The sequence below is a fragment of the Nostoc sp. ChiQUE02 genome, assembly GCF_034531305.2.
Taxonomy (GTDB): Bacteria; Cyanobacteriota; Cyanobacteriia; order Cyanobacteriales; family Nostocaceae; genus Nostoc.
Window position 1 is genome coordinate 100540 of the sequence record NZ_JAVRBN020000002.1, and the last position, 17614, is coordinate 118153.

Annotated in this window: 11 protein-coding genes; 6 read left to right on the plus strand and 5 right to left on the minus strand. The window is 42.2% G+C overall.

Annotated elements, in window-relative coordinates; genetic code table 11:
- Window positions 1–26 precede the first annotated feature (26 nt).
- Entirely contained in the window at window positions 27–1952 is a 1926-nt protein-coding gene (locus RM347_RS02565; protein WP_322717936.1) for a transglycosylase domain-containing protein, read from the plus strand.
- A gap of 116 nt (window positions 1953–2068) precedes the next feature.
- Here RM347_RS02565 and RM347_RS02570 read toward each other — a convergent pair whose 3' ends face one another.
- Entirely contained in the window at window positions 2069–2392 is a 324-nt protein-coding gene (locus RM347_RS02570) for a DUF1825 family protein (protein ID WP_179067573.1), read from the minus strand.
- Window positions 2393–2517: 125 nt separating this feature from the next.
- The gene (locus tag RM347_RS02575; protein WP_322717937.1) at window positions 2518–3450 is read right to left on the minus strand and encodes a J domain-containing protein; all 933 of its coding nucleotides are present in this window, start codon (window positions 3448–3450) and stop codon (window positions 2518–2520) included.
- Between the two features lie 339 nt (window positions 3451–3789).
- Between RM347_RS02575 and RM347_RS02580 the strand changes: the two genes are divergently transcribed.
- Both RM347_RS02580 and RM347_RS02585 read left to right on the plus strand, forming a co-directional pair.
- A complete protein-coding gene (locus tag RM347_RS02580; RefSeq protein ID WP_322717938.1) occupies window positions 3790–4164 on the plus strand; it encodes an NINE protein in 375 nt (124 codons plus the stop codon).
- 14 nt (window positions 4165–4178) lie between these two features.
- Window positions 4179–4712: a ComEA family DNA-binding protein gene (locus RM347_RS02585; RefSeq protein ID WP_322717939.1), complete on the plus strand. Its 534-nt coding sequence runs from the start codon at window positions 4179–4181 to the stop codon at window positions 4710–4712.
- A 133-nt stretch (window positions 4713–4845) separates the two neighbouring features.
- Here RM347_RS02585 and lepB read toward each other — a convergent pair whose 3' ends face one another.
- On the minus strand, window positions 4846–5418 hold the full coding sequence (gene lepB, locus RM347_RS02590; protein WP_322717940.1) for a signal peptidase I: 573 nt from the start codon (window positions 5416–5418) through the stop codon (window positions 4846–4848).
- A 1603-nt stretch (window positions 5419–7021) separates the two neighbouring features.
- On the opposite strand from lepB, the gene RM347_RS02595 reads away from it, so the two are divergent.
- Window positions 7022–7930, plus strand: coding sequence for a polysaccharide deacetylase family protein (locus RM347_RS02595; RefSeq protein ID WP_322717941.1), 909 nt, complete (start codon window positions 7022–7024; stop codon window positions 7928–7930).
- Window positions 7931–8198: 268 nt separating this feature from the next.
- Here RM347_RS02595 and RM347_RS02600 read toward each other — a convergent pair whose 3' ends face one another.
- Window positions 8199–8933: a class I SAM-dependent methyltransferase gene (locus tag RM347_RS02600; protein ID WP_322717942.1), complete on the minus strand. Its 735-nt coding sequence runs from the start codon at window positions 8931–8933 to the stop codon at window positions 8199–8201.
- Between the two features lie 365 nt (window positions 8934–9298).
- Window positions 9299–14023 (minus strand): glutamate synthase-related protein, encoded by a 4725-nt coding sequence (locus tag RM347_RS02605; RefSeq protein ID WP_322717943.1) that lies wholly within the window; start codon window positions 14021–14023, stop codon window positions 9299–9301.
- A gap of 800 nt (window positions 14024–14823) precedes the next feature.
- Between RM347_RS02605 and RM347_RS02610 the strand changes: the two genes are divergently transcribed.
- Together RM347_RS02610 and RM347_RS02615 are read left to right on the plus strand one after the other, a co-directional pair.
- Entirely contained in the window at window positions 14824–16884 is a 2061-nt protein-coding gene (locus RM347_RS02610) for a phosphodiester glycosidase family protein (protein ID WP_416211888.1), read from the plus strand.
- A gap of 262 nt (window positions 16885–17146) precedes the next feature.
- Window positions 17147–17566, plus strand: coding sequence for a cupin domain-containing protein (locus tag RM347_RS02615; protein WP_069070111.1), 420 nt, complete (start codon window positions 17147–17149; stop codon window positions 17564–17566).
- Window positions 17567–17614: the final 48 nt, after the last annotated feature.

A 17614-nucleotide genomic window follows, 5' to 3' on the forward strand; every position in this document is an offset into this window, starting at 1 on the left:
TTTACAAGTGAGGAAGTGAAATCGCCGTGTCGTCGTCTAGGACTTTTGAAAACAAACAGCCACAACGTCAGGCTTCATCAGGTTTTGAGTTTTTGAAAGGAGTTGGTCAGGTAGCTGGCGGTACTCTCCTCTCAATCACCATGCTGGCAAGTTCCATTGTAGCCGGAGGACTGGTTGGTTTAGCGATTAGTTTCCGTAATTTGCCAGATGTAAGACAGCTACGTAACTTCTTTCCCTCAGAAACGACTTACATTTATGACGTTAAGGGCAAACTCTTAACCAGTATTCATGGGGAAGCCAATCGGGAAGTCGTACCCCTAGATAGAATTTCCCCGAATTTAAAACGCGCAGTGTTGGCAAGTGAAGATAGCCACTTCTACGATCACCACGGTATCAACCCCACTGGTGTCGGACGTGCTGTAGTAGTTAACGCTGTAGCAGGTGGAGTCAAAGAGGGTGGCTCTACTGTTACTATGCAATTGGTAAAAAACCTATTTTTGTCTCGTAAGCGCGCCTTTACCCGAAAGTTAGCAGAGGGGGTGCTAGCAATCCGGTTAGAGCAAATTCTCACTAAAGACCAAATTTTAGAAATGTACCTCAATCAAGTTTATTGGGGTCATAACAATTATGGTGTACAAACGGCAGCCCGCAGTTACTTTAATAAGTCATCAGAATATTTAAGCTTGGGTGAGTCAGCAATGATGGCGGGTTTGATCCAAGCACCAGAAGAATTCAGCCCGTTTGTGAGCATGAAGCTAGCAAAACAAAAACAAAAAGAAGTGCTCGGACGGATGCTGGAATTGAATTGGATCACCGAGTCAGAGTACGACGATGCCCTCAAGCAAGAAATCAAACTTGGTAGAATCAAATCGTTTCAAGGTAGTGCTTTACCCTATGTAACCAATACTGTAGCGCAGGAGTTAGCTAAAAAGTTTGGGCGTGAGACACTACTCAAAGGCGGGATGCGGGTGCAAACAACAGTTGACGCCAACTTCCAAATCATGGCGGAGGAAACTGTCGTTAAGTGGCATAAATCACTACTAGGGCAGGGATTATCTAAGAATCAAATGGCCTTGGTGGCAATTGATCCGCGGACGCATTTTATTAAAGCACTGGTGGGCGGTGTAGATCCTAAGACCAGTGAATTCAATCGTGCAACTCAATCTCAACGGCAGCCTGGATCTTCTTTTAAACCGTTTGTCTACTATACTGCTTTCGCTACTGGTAAATATGGACCAGACTCAACGGTAGTAGATTCTCCAGTTAGTTATCAAGATGGTAATGGTCGGTACTTCCCTAGAAATTATGATGGGGGTTTTAGCGGCCCTATGCCAATCCGCACAGCTTTAGCCCAATCGCGCAACATTCCCGTGATCAAGATTGGTAAGGCTGTTGGCATGAATAGAGTCATCGAAACTTGCCGTACCTTGGGCATCATGAGTCCGATGGAACCAGTTACCTCTCTACCTCTGGGTGCTATTGGTGTCACTCCCCTAGAAATGGCTAGTGCCTATGCTACCTTTGCTAATTATGGCTGGCAATCTCCACCAACTGTAATTGCCCGTGTCACCGATAGTAGTGGTAACGTGTTACTAGATAACACCCCTAAACCCCAGCTAGTTCTAGACCCTTGGGCATCAGCAGCTATTATCGATGTGATGCGAACGGTAGTTACTAGTGGTACCGGTAAAGGTGCTGCTCTAGGTCGTCCAACCGCTGGTAAAACGGGTACAACCTCCTCAGAAAAAGATATTTGGTTTGTTGGCACCGTACCACAGCTAACCACTGCTGTTTGGGTAGGGAGGGACGACAACAGACAATTAGCTAGCCGTGCAACCGGTGGCGGTATGGTTGCTCCCATCTGGAAAGATTTTATGGAGAAGGCACTTAAAAACGTACCAGTAGAAAACTTCAAGCCACCTTCCCAGTTTTCTCGCCCCAAGTCACAATAATTTGGGATTTTGCATTTTGGATTTTGGATTGGCAATTAATCCAAAATCTAAAATCGTTCGACTGAGCGTAGCCGTTCGCGTAGCGTTCCGCAGGAAAGTCGAAAATCTAAAATTGACTAGGTCTGTTTTTCTAGCTCGGCTTTCATCCGTTCTAAAGTGAGGTGCATTTGATCAAACATTTGTTGCGGTGTGACACCGAACTGACCTAGTTGTGTTTTCAGTTGTTCTACTGTCATTTGTGCCATGAAATCTTCTGATAGCTCGAAGCGCTTCATAAAGATGCGATACCGATCCATCATGGTTTCCATTTGCTCAATAAACAGCTTTTTGCCCTCGCGGTCAAATTTACCGTAGCCGTTGCCAAGCTTGATCAGCGCTTGATAATCCTCAAACAGCTGTTTTGCTTCTTGCTGAACTATTTCAGAATCGAAGAATCCCATATTGCTTATATTAAACTGAGCGCCCAGACTCAGTAGCTTAATAGTTTTACTTCTATTTTTATTTTAGTCTAGGAGAGTAATCTAGTCACGCAGCTTCGGTTTTAGTACGGTTTGTTACCGAAATTTCAACACTTGACTTGAGAACGTTTCCCTTCGTTAAATCGACTTAATAAAGCTGCAATACTCACAGCTTTACCCATTGATTTAGGATTAGTGTTTTCACCCGGTTGAATTTTTAGCCCAAGAGCGTATTTCAGAGCTAGTGAATCTTCGGGATTAAGTTTTAATGCTTGACGGATGTAAACCCTGGCCATCCCGATAAATTTCTGTTTTAGATGTACCAAACCTAATAAAGCATAATAGTTGCTGTTATTTGGCTCTAACTTGATGGCCTCGCGCAGTTCTTGCACAGCTAGGGCCCAGTTTTCTAGCCTGACGTACTCAATAGCTCGCTGGTAGTGACGTTGAGCGTAATTTATCAAAACTGGTTTGACATTAGTTTTTTCATTTAATGTCAATTCAACTGGCTTAACTTTTACATCAGGGATTATGCGAACAGCTTGTTGCTGTACAAACAGGTCAGGTTTATGCAACTGTAAGTAAACTAAATTCAGTATACTGATTTGTTGTGTTACCTGAGAAAATTTATGTAGTGATTTGTATTGAGCTTCTGCATAGCAAGCGATCGCTTCTTCGTAAAACAATTGTGCTTGGGGTGCAGACATTTCTATAATTTCTTGAGCTATGGCACTTTGAACAGACAAAGCTTGCTGCTGTAACACTCTTGCGTCCGATCGCAGCATAGCGATGGCAATCAAGCGCTTGTGTCGATGTTTCAGCTGTTCATAAGCTGGATTGATTAAATGGCTAAATATTGCCGTTGCTAATTCTTGGTCTGGATTGCAGCTTTTGGCATAGCGATCAGGATGTAGCAGCTTCGCTAAAGTGTGATAGCGTTTAAAAATCTGACGCTCATCAGCACTCACAGAAATTCCTAGCACAGCGTAAGGATCACAAAGCTGTTCAAGCCATTCTGACGGTAGGAAGGTCTGTGACATCGTACTAATCTAGATCCGTTAAAAACTTAAAATTAGCATCAAAGCTCAATGCACAGTCATGTGAAACCTACTCAAATTTCTTCAAATACTAAATCGTCGTGGGGCTTACCACTTAAAAGTCCGAAGCGCAAGACAGGGTAGTTGACTAAAATGAATTTATATGGTTAACAGTCATTAAAAATTTAGCAATATAGCCAGGATGTTTACTACAATTACTTTTCTTCTCTACGAGACGCTACGCGAACAGTTGGAATTTTGAATGAATGAGTTTTGAATTGTTTCTATGCCTTTTGACTGTCTTATTGTAGGAACTGTGGTATTGGTATATTTGTTATAAATATGTTGACTAAGCGTAAAAGCCGAAGTGTTGCCGCTGTTTTAGCTTTTTCTGGCACACTGACAATTTCAGGATTACATAAATTCTATCTTGGACAGCCATTGTGGGGTGTTTTGTATGTTTTGCTTTCCTGGACGCCTATCCCCAAGGTAGCTAGTGCCATTGAGGGAGTTTGGTATTTAGCCCAAGACGAAGAAGCTTTTGATCGTAATTTTAATCTAGGCAAGTCAGCGACAAGAAACTCACAAAGGGTAAGTAATCAGGTAGGAGCGATCGCTGAGGCTTTGCGTGATTTAGATGCTCTACGCCAGGATGGACTGATTTCAGAATATGAATTTGAGCAAAAGCGCCGCCAACTGCTAGACCAGATTTCTTGAGGCAAGCAACAATCATGAATAACTGGCTACCTTTGAACCCCAGGCTGCAAAAACTCCGGGCCAAGCTCCTCAACGATCCCTACTATCGCCTACAATCTGGGGAAGAAATTCAGATAGCGGCCAAATTAGGTATTCGCATTGATGCTAATCAAGCCACTGTAGATGATTGGTTACGCCTACCAGGTTTGTCAATTCACCAAGCGCGATCGCTTGTGGAACTTTCAGGTTCTGGTGTTAAATTTTACTGTATTGAAGACATCGCTGCGGCTTTAGGTATCCCAGCGCCGCGCCTAGAGCCATTAAAGCCTCTGCTAAATTTTATTTACTATGACCACGAATCTTTAGAAAATCCTACCCATTTAGTCAACCCGAACACAGCAACAGTTGAAAAGTTAGCACAAATTCCATTTATAGATTTGTCTCTGGCGCAAGCAGTCGTGCAAAATCGGCAATCAGCCGGGCCTTACCGTAACCTGGCTGATTTCCAACGGCGGTTGGAGTTAACCGGTGATGCGATCGCCCAGATAATGTATTATTTAAGGTTTTAAATTAAAAGTTAGAAGTTTTAAAATAACTCCTAACTCTGCCAATTTTAGATTTTGAGTTGTACTTTGGTGCGCTTACAAGGCAACTTGGATTTTGGATTGAAGGAAAAATCTAAAATCTAAAATCCAAAATTTATTAAATAAACCCAATGCGATCGAGAGGCCAAAAGCGAAACGTTGCGCGACCGATGACATTGTTTCTGGGTAAAAAGCCCCAATAGCGAGAGTCATTACTATCGTTGCGGTTATCTCCCATGACAAAGAATTCGTCTTCTGGGACTTTCACTGGTTGATATGGCTGATTTGGGGGTTCAGCGATGTAGTCTTCTGCCAAGGGTTGACCGTTGAGATAGACTTTGCCAGAAACAACACTAATTACCTCACCAGGCTGGCCAATAACTCGCTTGATGAAAGCTTGGTCTTTGGGATATCCCCGACGTTGTAGTTCTGCGGGTGGCTGAAAAACAATAATATCCCCAGTTATGGGAGGGTGAAAATGGTAGGAGATTTTTTCAACTACCAAGCGATCGCCTGTATGTAAGGTTGGCAACATCGAGTCAGAAGGTATATAGCGGGGTTCAGCGATAAAAGTCCGGATTAGGAATGCCAAACACAATGCGATCGCAATTAAAATCACATTTTCTTGCCAACTACGCCATAATTTTAACGGCGCACGCTCTTCTTTTGCATCACTTTCGTGAGGAATCATAAAAGTTTCTAGCCAGTTTAAGAAGTGAGACAAATACTTTGATTATTTTGACTCAAAAGGTATATTAATAGGAAAGTCTGGTTTAGCGTCAACCCATACATATATTAAATAATACACTTATTGCATCTACCAAAGATAAGCAGGAATACTGTAAACAAACTATGAACTGTCTAAGGCAATATGAGCTAATGATTAGAATTCCTAAATAAATAATTAATAATCCTAGTTATAATTGCTGTAATTATAAGGCAAGTTATGAGATGATTTTCGGTTTTGCTTCCTCCTGCTAAAAAAGCTAGTTACCGACTGCTAAAGTGATATAGCCAGTCGGTTTTTTCTTTGAGCAGAAAATTGGCCGTTGAGTGGCAAAACGCTTTATCCCATGTCTGACAATATCTGCTTCACTTAACCGAAAAAAGGCAGAGGGCAGTCTTGCTGGAGGCTGAGTAGTAAGAAAATATATTTTGATATGTATGATTAAGTGATATTACATAAAACAACTACCAGCTATTTGAATGTACTTAAAAATACATAATCTAGCTGACTAAAGTGTCATTAGTAAAAAATCTTACATTTAAATCTAGAATTTAATGATTCAATAGATAGATGCAATACTATTGCAATGCAATTTTAAAAACTTGCCTCTATATATGTGATTAACTTCCGTAATTACACGGTGACAGAGAATATTAAACTGTACTATTAATAGGATATAAATCTCCTTAGTTATCGAGAAAAACATTAACATACAGAAAGCTACTAGCAACTTAGGCTAAAGCATTAGCGTCTAAAAGAGAACTAAACTGGCGATAAAATTATTTTTGCTGAATGAGTCAAAAGTATCTAGATTAACGAATAAGTGCCCCTTGGCAATGAGAAACCATATTGAATCAATTTTCGTCTGTCTATTTCATAAAAAGTACAAAGTAACATTCTGTCAGTTAAAAATTTAACTTTTTCTTAAAAAGGAAGCAATGGCAGCAGGCAGTAGAATATATCTCATCCAGAATAGAACTAATAGCTTACTATACTGTTTTTTGAAAGATACTCCGCCTCTTGTAAGTAGTTTTGTATGTTAATCAAATAATTTACTAGGTTGCAAATTATACAAATTTCCTATCAGAAAGTCTGACGATAAAAACTTCAGTCTGCGAAAAGTGCAAATTGTAGGCGCAACAGCTTAGTTCATCTTATTTGCAAAGCTATAAAACTTGAAAGGATAATGCTGCCTTAACGTGGAAGTCAAAGACAGTAACTAATTTAAAACTGCTATTAAGAGGATTTTGGGGTGTGGTTACTTATCTGATTGTGCTCCTTCTTAGAGCTAGCGGTAAGAATGTCGAAGTACAGACCTTGCGTTTTATGAATGGGTTGACATTCAACAGTACCAATTATTGTCTATTCAGTCTTCGTTTAAATCTAGAGCATCTAGATTTAAGTTAAAGCAGTATAGTCTGTCTTCTCTATTGTAAATTTTCGTTAGTCTCAATTCCAATTTTCAGGATTACCAGAAAGCAACTGGTATCTAAGATATCTAAAAAAATGTGCTATAACGTACCGTCATAACCGTGGCTGATGGTTCGATCTTTGAAGGAGCTATGAGGTGGAAAACAATAAGTCGTTTTTGTGGCCAGAAGGAATATTAATTGCACTGCTTGTCTTAGGTGGTGTTTTTAGCCTTGCTTTCATGATGCTTTTAAGGCCAAATGCTTCGGAGGCTCAGAGTAGACAAAGTATAAATGTCAAGGATGTAGCTGCAAACGTAGGAACTCAGCAGCGCATTGAGAAATTAAAGGCGGCGATGCTTACAAGTTGGCAACAAGAAGCACAAACGAAAGGACTATCTTACGCTGTACCATCGCGTTTTCAAGGGGCAATAGTTAAAGCGGCAAAACTCATTAAGGAGGAGAAAGTAATTGCTCTAACCTTTGATGATGGTCCTTGGCCTGAGACCACAGGGCAAGTGCTGGATATTCTGAAATCAAATAATATCAAAGGGACGTTTTTTGTCGTCGGGCAGAACCTAAAAAATTATCCAGAATTAGGAAAACAGATTGTCGCTCAAGGTCACGTCATTGGCAATCATACTTGGCATCACTGGTACCACTTCTTTAATCAACAAGCAGCTGCTTTTGAAATTGATCGCACAACAGACCTAATTTATCAAGTTACAGGTGCTAAAACAAATCTCTTCCGACCGCCTGGTGGCAACCTCCACAATGGATTAGCTGCTTATGCTAAAGGTCAAAAGTATAGTGTAGTGATGTGGTCGGCTGACTCCATAGACTACAAGTTGCCATCTGTACCAAAGTTGATTGATAACGTGATTAAAGATTCAAAACCTGGTGGGATTGTGCTAATGCATGATGGTGGTGGTAACCGTTCCAAAACTGTACAAGCTTTACCCGAAATTATTAGCAACTTTAGAAAGCAAGGCTATCGCTTTGTGACTATTCCAGAACTTTTAGAAATGGAAGATACAGACCAAAAGTTGCTTGCTAACAAAAAATAATAGTTATTAATTATGGACAATTGCTCAATAGTAATTGGCTAATACCAAATCTATGTGAACCTGCATAGAATAATTCCGTTGCAAGGCATGGAGTTTCAAGTGTTTTTTCTGTGCATCTTCATAAAGAATTGGTATAACAACTAAAATTATATTTTGTAGTTAAGATGCATTTGGGACTGGAATTTAGACAGTTACTGGTGCAAAAATAAAAAAATCAACTTTTAAGTTGATGAATAATCTTGGTTATTTAGATAACGGTTTAACCCAGCTATGGAGAGGCAATAACTGTCCAAGTTGCCATATATGTTCCAGCGTACTTGTTGGAATAATCAGTAGTGCTATCAGGAACAAACCAGTCAGGAGTAGTCTTCTGCTGTTGAACCTTTTTGTCCAAGCCAATTTGTAGAGAAATATTCTCGTAAACAATTTTTGCCTTTACAGCTTTCAACAATTTTTCTAGCAATTTTTGTAGCCATTCTGCCCGAATATACAGATTATGAGATGGATGGTCACCATAAGCAAAAGGTACAATAAGCACCAAATATCCTTTGTCGCTTATTAGTTTATCCAAACAGAATTGAACGAGTTCTTGATCGTTTTTTTGTTCTAGTGTTTCCTTGTCAACATTATGAAATAGCAAGCCGGCTAGGACAACGGCATCAAATTTTTGATTCTGTGAAGCTAGTTCTGGCAGTACTATCGATAAATCTTTGGCAGTAAACTTTTTATTAGGGTATAGCTTTGAACAGTATTGAATTGCACCTTCACTGTGATCTATCCCAAGATAGTCACATCGCTCAGGTAAATATTTGTTCAAAGCCCCATTGCCACATCCCAAATCTAACAAAGAGAATGAACGTTGCTTAAAAGCCTGATCGAGATACCAAACTGATGGTGTATATCGAGTAGCATTTTCAGGAGATTCAAAGTATGAATAATAATCATCTTGGAAGCGTTCTTCTTCAGAAGTTTTGCGATCGGGAGCTTGAGCTTCTATAAGCATTTTTATTCACAAATCCTACTTGTTGGTAAACATTGCTATGGCAGTCTATCAGCATTTAGGTAATGCCTTCTATACTCAATTAGGTAGATTTCAGGACAATGCCGATCTCGACTTTATTACTTAGACTTTGACAGGATTTAATTGCTCAGTCACTTTTGTAGCCTTAGTCTAAAGTTCAGTTGTGAATCAGTTAGTGTATATTCCCCCTTTTTTAGGGGGAATATATTTTCTCTCTACGCTCTTTCTAAGGGGTAAATTCAGGCGACTGCTTTTGGTATCTAAAGGAGTTTTTGCAGAGTATCTGTTTGTGCAGCTTCTCCGACGGGAGAATGCCTTAAGGCAGAGTATGAGAACGGTTATAGTTACTAATGACTGGTTACTAAACTGAACTCAGTTGTTTTTTCAGGATTAGCTTCTGGACTATCAGCTTCAGAAGGCGGAACCAACTGCCAGAATTTCGGCAAAAATTTTTGCCAATTTTGTATAATTTTCTTCGCCTTTGGTGAACCAGTGCGTTCCGCATGAATTTGGATTAATTCTTGCAGTTGCTTTGCACCTACTTCGGTAATCACCCGCTGAATTTTGACAATTTCCGGGTTGACTAACTCACGAAATGAGTCGTCTTCATCCAAGAAGTATGCCAGTCCACCAGTCATTCCAGCTGCTACGTTACGTCCTACTTTGCCGAGGACGACAATCACACCACCTGTCATGTATTCACAGCAGTGATCCCCAGCACCTTCAATCACTGCTATGCCTTTGGAGTTTCTCACAGCAAAGCGTTCTCCTGCTAGACCGTTGGCAAATAATATGCCGCCAGTAGCACCATAGAGGCACGTATTGCCAACTATCACGTTTTGTGATGCGTTATAGGTAGCATCAGTTGGAGGTTTGATGATGATTTCACCACCATGCATTCCTTTACCTACATAGTCGTTTGCTTCTCCTTCCAGGCTCAGAATTATACCGGGGAGATTAAAAGCACCAAAGCTTTGTCCAACACTACCTGTGAAGTTAAGATTAATTTGTCCTTCAAACCCACTGTCACCGTATTGAGAAGCGATCGCACCTGCTAATCTTGTGCCTACTGTTCTGTCAGTATTAACAATCGGATAAGTCTTGGTGACAGTGGACTGATCCCTAATAGCAGCCTGAATTTCGGGATCGGCAAGGAACTTGTCATCTAAAACCACGCCGTTGCTGTGGACTTCTTCATGCACCAACCAACTGCGATTGTCTCTGCTATTTGGTAGCTGAAGTAAACAGTCGAGATTCAATGATTGTGTTTTGGTTAGTTTTACCTCTTGGCGCAGTTTTAATAAATCTGCACGTCCAATGATTTCTGACAAAGAACGGTACCCAAGTCGGGCTAACAAACTACGGACTTCTTCGGCAATGAAGTAGAAGAAGTTGACAACTTGTTCCGGCATTCCCGTAAACCGCTTACGGAGTTCTTCTTTCTGAGTAGCAACACCCACAGGGCAGGTGTTCATGTGGCAAACTCGCGCCATGATACAGCCTTCAGCAATCATAGCGATGGAGCCGAAACCAAATTCTTCACCGCCCATCAATGCACCTATTACCACATCCCAGCCACTCTTGAGACCGCCATCTACACGCAAAATCACGCGATCGCGCAGGCTATTTTCCATTAAGACGCGATGCACTTCACTTAAGCCGAGTTCCCACGGTGAACCAGCGTGTTTAATCGAACTTAGTGGTGATGCACCTGTACCACCATCATGACCAGAAATCTGAATGATATCAGCGTTTGCCTTGGCTACACCAGCAGCGATCGTGCCAATGCCAACTTCTGCAACGAGCTTCACCGACACCTTTGCTTTGGGATTAATTTGGTGGAGATCAAAAATCAGTTGCGCTAAGTCTTCAATAGAATAAATATCGTGGTGCGGTGGTGGCGAAATCAGTGTCACACCTGGCTTCGAGCGCCTTAACATCGCAATGTATTGGCTCACCTTGGGCCCTGGTAGTTGTCCACCTTCCCCAGGCTTGGCACCTTGGGCAATTTTGATTTCAATTTGTTTGGCGTTGACTAGGTACTCTGGCGTTACACCAAAGCGTCCCGATGCAACTTGCTTAATGGCACTATAAGCTTTATCACCATTCCGCAACCCTTTTAAATGGGGTAGGGTTGGCGAGTAACCAGACTCGTCTACATCATCCAGGACTGTGTAGCGCACTGGGTCTTCGCCGCCTTCTCCAGAATTTGATTTACCACCAATGCGGTTCATGGCGATCGCTAAAGTTTCATGGGCTTCTCTTGACAAAGCGCCTAAAGACATGCCACCTGTGCAGAAGCGCTTGACAATCTCATATACCGACTCTACTTCTTCTATAGGAACCGCTGGGCGATCGCCTTGGAAGTCTAGCAAGTCCCGCAAGGCTGTTACTGGTCTGCCTTGGAGGTGCTTTTTGTAAACTTCGTAGTGGTCGTAGTTTTTGCCATCTAGAGCCTTATGCAACGCCTTAACCATTTCTGGGCTATTCATGTGGTACTCGCCGTTAGGACGGTATTGCACAAAGCCCAGGTTTTCTAACTTATTAGTCGTCAGTTCTGGGAAAGCCTTGCTATGGAAGGAAAGTACTTCATCAGCGAGTTCGGTAACGCTCAAACCACCGATGCGGGAAGTCGTACCACGGAATCCCAGTTCGATTAAATCTCCACCAATGCCAATCGCTTCAAAGATTTGGGCTGCTTGATAGCTGGAGAGCAGAGAAATTCCCATTTTGGAGAGAATTTTTAGCAAACCTGACTCTACTGCTTTGCGATAGTTTTCTAAAGCTTGTTCTAGGGTGAGGGTGGGAATTTTTTGCACACCCATTAACTTTTGAGTTTTGGGATCAGACCACCAATCACGCACCGTATCTAAAGCCATATACGGGCAAACTGCGCCAGCACCATAGCCAATCAGACAAGCAAAGTGATGGGTACTCCAGCATTGAGCAGTATTCACAATCAGGGATGTTTTCATTCGCAACCCTTCACGAATCAGATGGTGATGCACGGCACCCACTGCTAATAAGGGAGGAATGTAGGTATATTCTGTGTTGATACTGTCATTGACCCGATCCCGATCGCTTAATATTAAAATCTTTGCACCTGCCCGAACTGACTCAGCTGCTTGTGCTTGTAAAGACTGCACAGCGGCTTTCAATCCTTCTGGGCCATTAGCGATCGCAAATAGGGTTGACAACTCAGCCGTGGCAAATCCTGATAGCTTAATCGCCTCTAATTCACCATCCGTTAACACTGGCGATTCTAGCTTCAATCTCCGAGCATATTCTGGCTTGGGTTCTAATAAGTTACCCCGTTCACCCAGTTCGACTTTCAAAGACATCACTAGCTTTTCCCGCAGGGGATCGATCGCTGGGTTCGTTACCTGAGCAAAGCGCTGTTTGAAATAGTCATAAAGCAGGTGGGGCTTTTGTGACAGCACCGCTAAAGGAATATCATCACCCATACAGAAAGTCGGCTCAGAACCTGCGATCGCCATTGGATGAATCACCATTTCTACGTCTTCTGTGGTGTAACCAAAGGCAGTTTGACGCTGAAGCAAGGTTTGCTTATCAATTTTGTCAGTTGTACTATGCCCGTTACCATTCTCAGCAGTCAGATGTCCATTTCCATTAACATCTGACGACTGATTACTGACAATTTGTTTGAGTTCTTGACGGTACTGTTGCAGCCATTCTCCATAAGGGTACTGCTTGGCGATCCGCTGCTTAATATCCCAATTTTTCAGGACTTCATGATTTTCTAAATCCACGGCAATCATTTGCCCTGGGCCGAGTCTACCTTTCTCGACAATATCGGCTTCTGGGAAATCCACCACACCAGCTTCCGAAGCTACAACAATGTAATCATCTTTGGTGATCGCGTAGCGAGCTGGTCTTAAACCATTACGATCTAGTGTTGCACCAACTTTTTTGCCATCGCTGAATACTAAAAGTGCTGGCCCATCCCATGCTTCTTGCAGACCGCTGTAATATTCGTAGAAATCAACAATTTCTGGAGAGTCACGTAAAGAAGGCTGATTTTGGTAAGCCTCTGGAACCATAATCATTAAAGCTTCCAACGGGCTGCGTCCAGAGCAAACCAGCAATTCCACTACGTTGTCTAGGGTAGCTGAGTCGCTGTTATCAATATGAACTAATGGCTTAAGTTCCTTGATGCGAGTCTCCTGCAAAGAGGCTGCGCCAACGCCCCATACAGGATGATTCAGGCTAGCTTCTCGCGCCATCATCCAGTTGATGTTACCCAATAAGGTATTGATTTCGCCGTTGTGACCCAAAAGCCGCATCGGTTGGGCTAGGGGCCACTTGGGCATCGTATTGGTACTAAAGCGGCGGTGATAGACAGCAAAAGCGCTTTTGTAAGCTGGATTTTTTAAATCGTCATAAAAGTTGCCCAAAACGGCGGAACGCACCATGCCTTTGTAGACAATTGTGCGACTTGAAAAGGAGCAGATATAAAATTCTTCTGAGATATTGGTTGCAACTTTACTAATTCGGCGGCGGGTAATGTACAACTGCCGTTCTAATTCATCGCCACTTTTGTCAACGGAAGCTAACAAAACTTGTTCAATCTGGGGTTGATTTTCTCTTGCTTGTACCCCAAGTAAATCAGGTTGCACTGGCACTACTCGCCACCCCAGTACAATCAATTTTTCTTCAGCAGCTATTTGCTCAACTGCCGCCCTAGCTTTTTGTGCAGCTTGCTGGTCTTGTGGTAGAAATATCATCCCCACAGCTACATTATTGGTGGATGGAAATTCCTTCCACCTTTGGGCAAAGTCTTGTTGGAACAACTCCCAAGGTATTGCTGTCAATACTCCAGCACCATCACCAGAGTCTCGATCGGCGCTACAACCTCCCCGATGTTCTAAGCAGGTTAAAGCAGCTAAGGCTTTTTCGACAATTTCATGGCTGGTATGATTCTGACGATGAGCAATAAAACCTACACCACAGGCATCTCGTTCCTCTACTAACCACTTTTGCCCCTGATAGGTATTTCTTGAGTTTATATCCGCTGTGATTTGTTGGTCTTGATTCATCGGTTTATTATTCATACCCTGTTCCTGAAGTATTGAGTTACCAATTTTGCCACTGCATTGTGGGAAAAAATTTCTAAATTCAGCGATGGACAAATATATAAGCACGGAAATTTAGGGAAAAAAAATTTTAACTTCGGTTTTACTTTGTTAGTTCACCCGTGTTAAAATGCTTGCGTATTTTTTATGTATTTATGCGGTGTTAGACAAATTACCTCCGCCAAGACATTATTTTTGCCCTGACAGTTTCTTTTTTATATTGTGAAGCTAAGTATTTTCTCAATCCCCTTTTTCCAGATGCACGCTAGCTACTCATAGAGCCTATTTCGGCTCACCTGAAACAAAACTAAAGCTGAACGCTGTACTATGTTTTAAAGTCAAAGTTATCCTGAACCAGCAATAAAATCAGCGTATTACAATATATACCCATTTGACAATTCCCAAATATTTTTGTTGTTGTCTAGAATTTTGCCGCCTACTAGTCGCTGCATCTATTACTTTAGTTGCTGCATGTATTACTATTAACTAGACATTACTGAAGTAACAACAGTAGCAACATTCAGTGAGGATTGAATATTTTAATCCAGTTTTGATAACCAAAACTACCGTGTATAGTGTGGTTAGAATTAGTGCCAGTTAAAACACCTGATTGTACTAGCTTTAGCGTCTAAAGAAGTTGATTGATGTTTAAAAGAGATAACTATCCAATATATATAATACCATGTTTTTTCAAAAATAAACTCATCTTATTTTTATATTTCCAAATAATTAGTTAGTTTATACCTTGGGTGATAGTTTTCAAAAGTACCTAGTAAATTATGGTAAAAATGCCGAATTGTTGCCAATCAGGGATTAGCGATGGCTCCACCAACACCAAGGGTGAACGCAAGTTTTTTCGGGCTACTGTGTCACCAACACTTTTGACCGCACTGTGCTTAATTACTACCTGTGCTACCAATGCCCAAGAGTCTCCAAAAACCACCAAATCAATACCCAGGTTAATCTCACAGTCATCTGCACCTCCTTTAACAGGTGTGGCATCCTCTGGTAATCAAATTTCCCTCAATGGACGTACCTTACCAGGAACTTGGTTGCAGCGACCTGGAAAAGCTGGTCAGGTGACAACTCATCTCAGTGATGGGGCATTCAGGCAATTAATTGGAGTAAATTTTTTAAACAGTAGTAATTCAGCTATACAACCCATACAGTGGTTTTCGTCGGTGACAAAGCCACTAGTTTTAGCCACCAGGCTACTAGGAGCATATCGCTATCTGGATATTACTAATTTTGCTCAAACAGCTGGATGGCAAATTCAAACCAATGGCAACACTTTGGTGATTGCTACCCCAAAAGCACAAGTCACAAATATTGTTCAGAGCCAGCAACCTCCAGACGCGAGTGTTACTCCTTTGCAACAGACTCGGATTCTTGTGGATTTAGATCGTCCAACTCCCTGGCAAGTTACACAAGGATCAGCGATTGCAAAACCCCAAACTCCATCCTCTGATCCAGATACGCCAACTCCCAAATCCACTGTACCGCCAAATAGACAGTGGACGATTACCCTGGATGGAATAGCCGACCCTGTTTTGATAGAACGCCATACTCCCCAGCCACCAGCAGCACCACCAACATTGCTGCCAAACCTACTCAAACAATTATCACCAGCTACACCAACAGAACCAATACCACCAGCCCCTGAACCACTGATTCAAAAAGTGGAGGTGGTGAAAAACCAAACGATTATTAGTCTGAGCGTTCCCTTTGGTCTATCGCCTCAAGTTAGTACTGTAGATAACCCCAATCGCCTGATTATCAATATTCGACCCGATCCTCTAGAAGAACGAGATATTACTTGGGCCCCAGGATTGCGCTGGCGACAGCATTATGTCAAATTAGGCACAGAACGCTTTCCGGTGGTCTGGTTAGAAGTAAATCCCCGCAAATTTGGGCTAACGTTGAAACCCATGTGGGCTAGTCCTGATGGGCTTGCGGGTACTGCTCCCTTAATTCAAACAGCACAACGTTACTTAGCAGTAGCTGGAATTAATGGTGGTTATTTTAACCGCAATAACAGATTGCCATTGGGTGCGATTCGTCGGGACAGTCACTGGTTATCAGGCCCGATTCTTAATCGAGGTGCGATCGCTTGGAATGATTCTGGCCAATTTTACTTCGGTCGTCTCACCTTAGAAGAAACTTTAATCACAGCAAATGAGCAGCGCCTACCAATTCTGTTTCTCAACAGCGGTTACGTCCAAAGCGGCATTGCTCGTTACACCCCAGCTTGGGGAGCAACTTACACGCCCTTGACGGATAACGAAATTATCCTAGTGGTACAGAAAGATCAAATTATTGAACAGTTACTAGGTGGCAAAGTTGGTGGGACAGCTGTTCCAATTCCCCAGGATGGCTACCTGCTAACTTTACGCGCTAACGCTGCTAGTACTGCCTCACAACTACCTATTGGAACCGCAGTACGCATTTCTAGCGCCACTGCTCCTAGTGATTTTAGTCGTTATCCTCACATTATCGGAGCTGGACCGCTATTAATCCAAAATCGTCAAATTGTCCTTGATGCTAAAGGCGAAAAATTCAGCAATGCTTTTATTGCAGAAAAGGCTATTCGTAGCGGTATTTGCACAACGGCAACAGGCACGCTGATGATTACTGCCGTACATAATCGTGCCGGTGGTTATGGGCCTAATTTGGCAGAACATGCCCAATTGATGCAACTGATGGGCTGTGTGGATGCCCTAAATTTGGACGGTGGTAGTTCTACCAGCCTTTACTTAGGAGGGCAACTACTGGATCGATCGCCTAGTACCGCTGCTCGTGTTCATAACGGAATTGGTATTTTCCTGCAACCACGAAAATGAGGGAATGGGGAATAGGGATCTTAATCATCAAATGCCCAATGCCCCATCCTTTTGTTAAAGTTTAGAACAAGCTGTGATTTTGGTTGATGAAGACTTGGTGTAGACATCAGAGTTTTAGTAGTGATGGTTTACACCATAAGGTTTGATTTTGCTATGTTTATCAAAGTGCGACAAAATTGCTGATTTTAACGTTGCAAGATAGCGCTTTTTTATCAATAGTTAAGAGTACAAACGGTTTGTTATGTCTCCAAATGAGGTAACTATGGCTCGATATCAAGAAACTACACAGACTGAAACTCTACACCTACCTCCAGCCATCACTTCCAGAGGCGTTGCTGCAACGGAATTACGTCCTTGGGGTGCTTTTACAGTTTTGGAAGAAGGGCGCGGATACAAAATTAAGCGCATCGAAGTCAAGCCCGGACACCGCCTCAGCCTACAAATGCACCACCACCGCAGTGAACATTGGATTGTCGTCTCTGGTACAGCTAGGGTAGTTTGTGGCGAGAAAGAAGTCCTACTGAGTAATAATGAGTCAACCTATGTACCCCAATGTACATCTCATCGTTTAGAGAACCCTGGCGTGATCCCCTTGGTGTTGATTGAAGTGCAAAATGGCGAATACTTGGGAGAAGATGATATTATTCGCTACCAAGATGACTATGCCCGTACCAAGGATTAAAACTAAAAGAACGCTATTAAAGCTCAAATCCCAAAACTAAATACATTT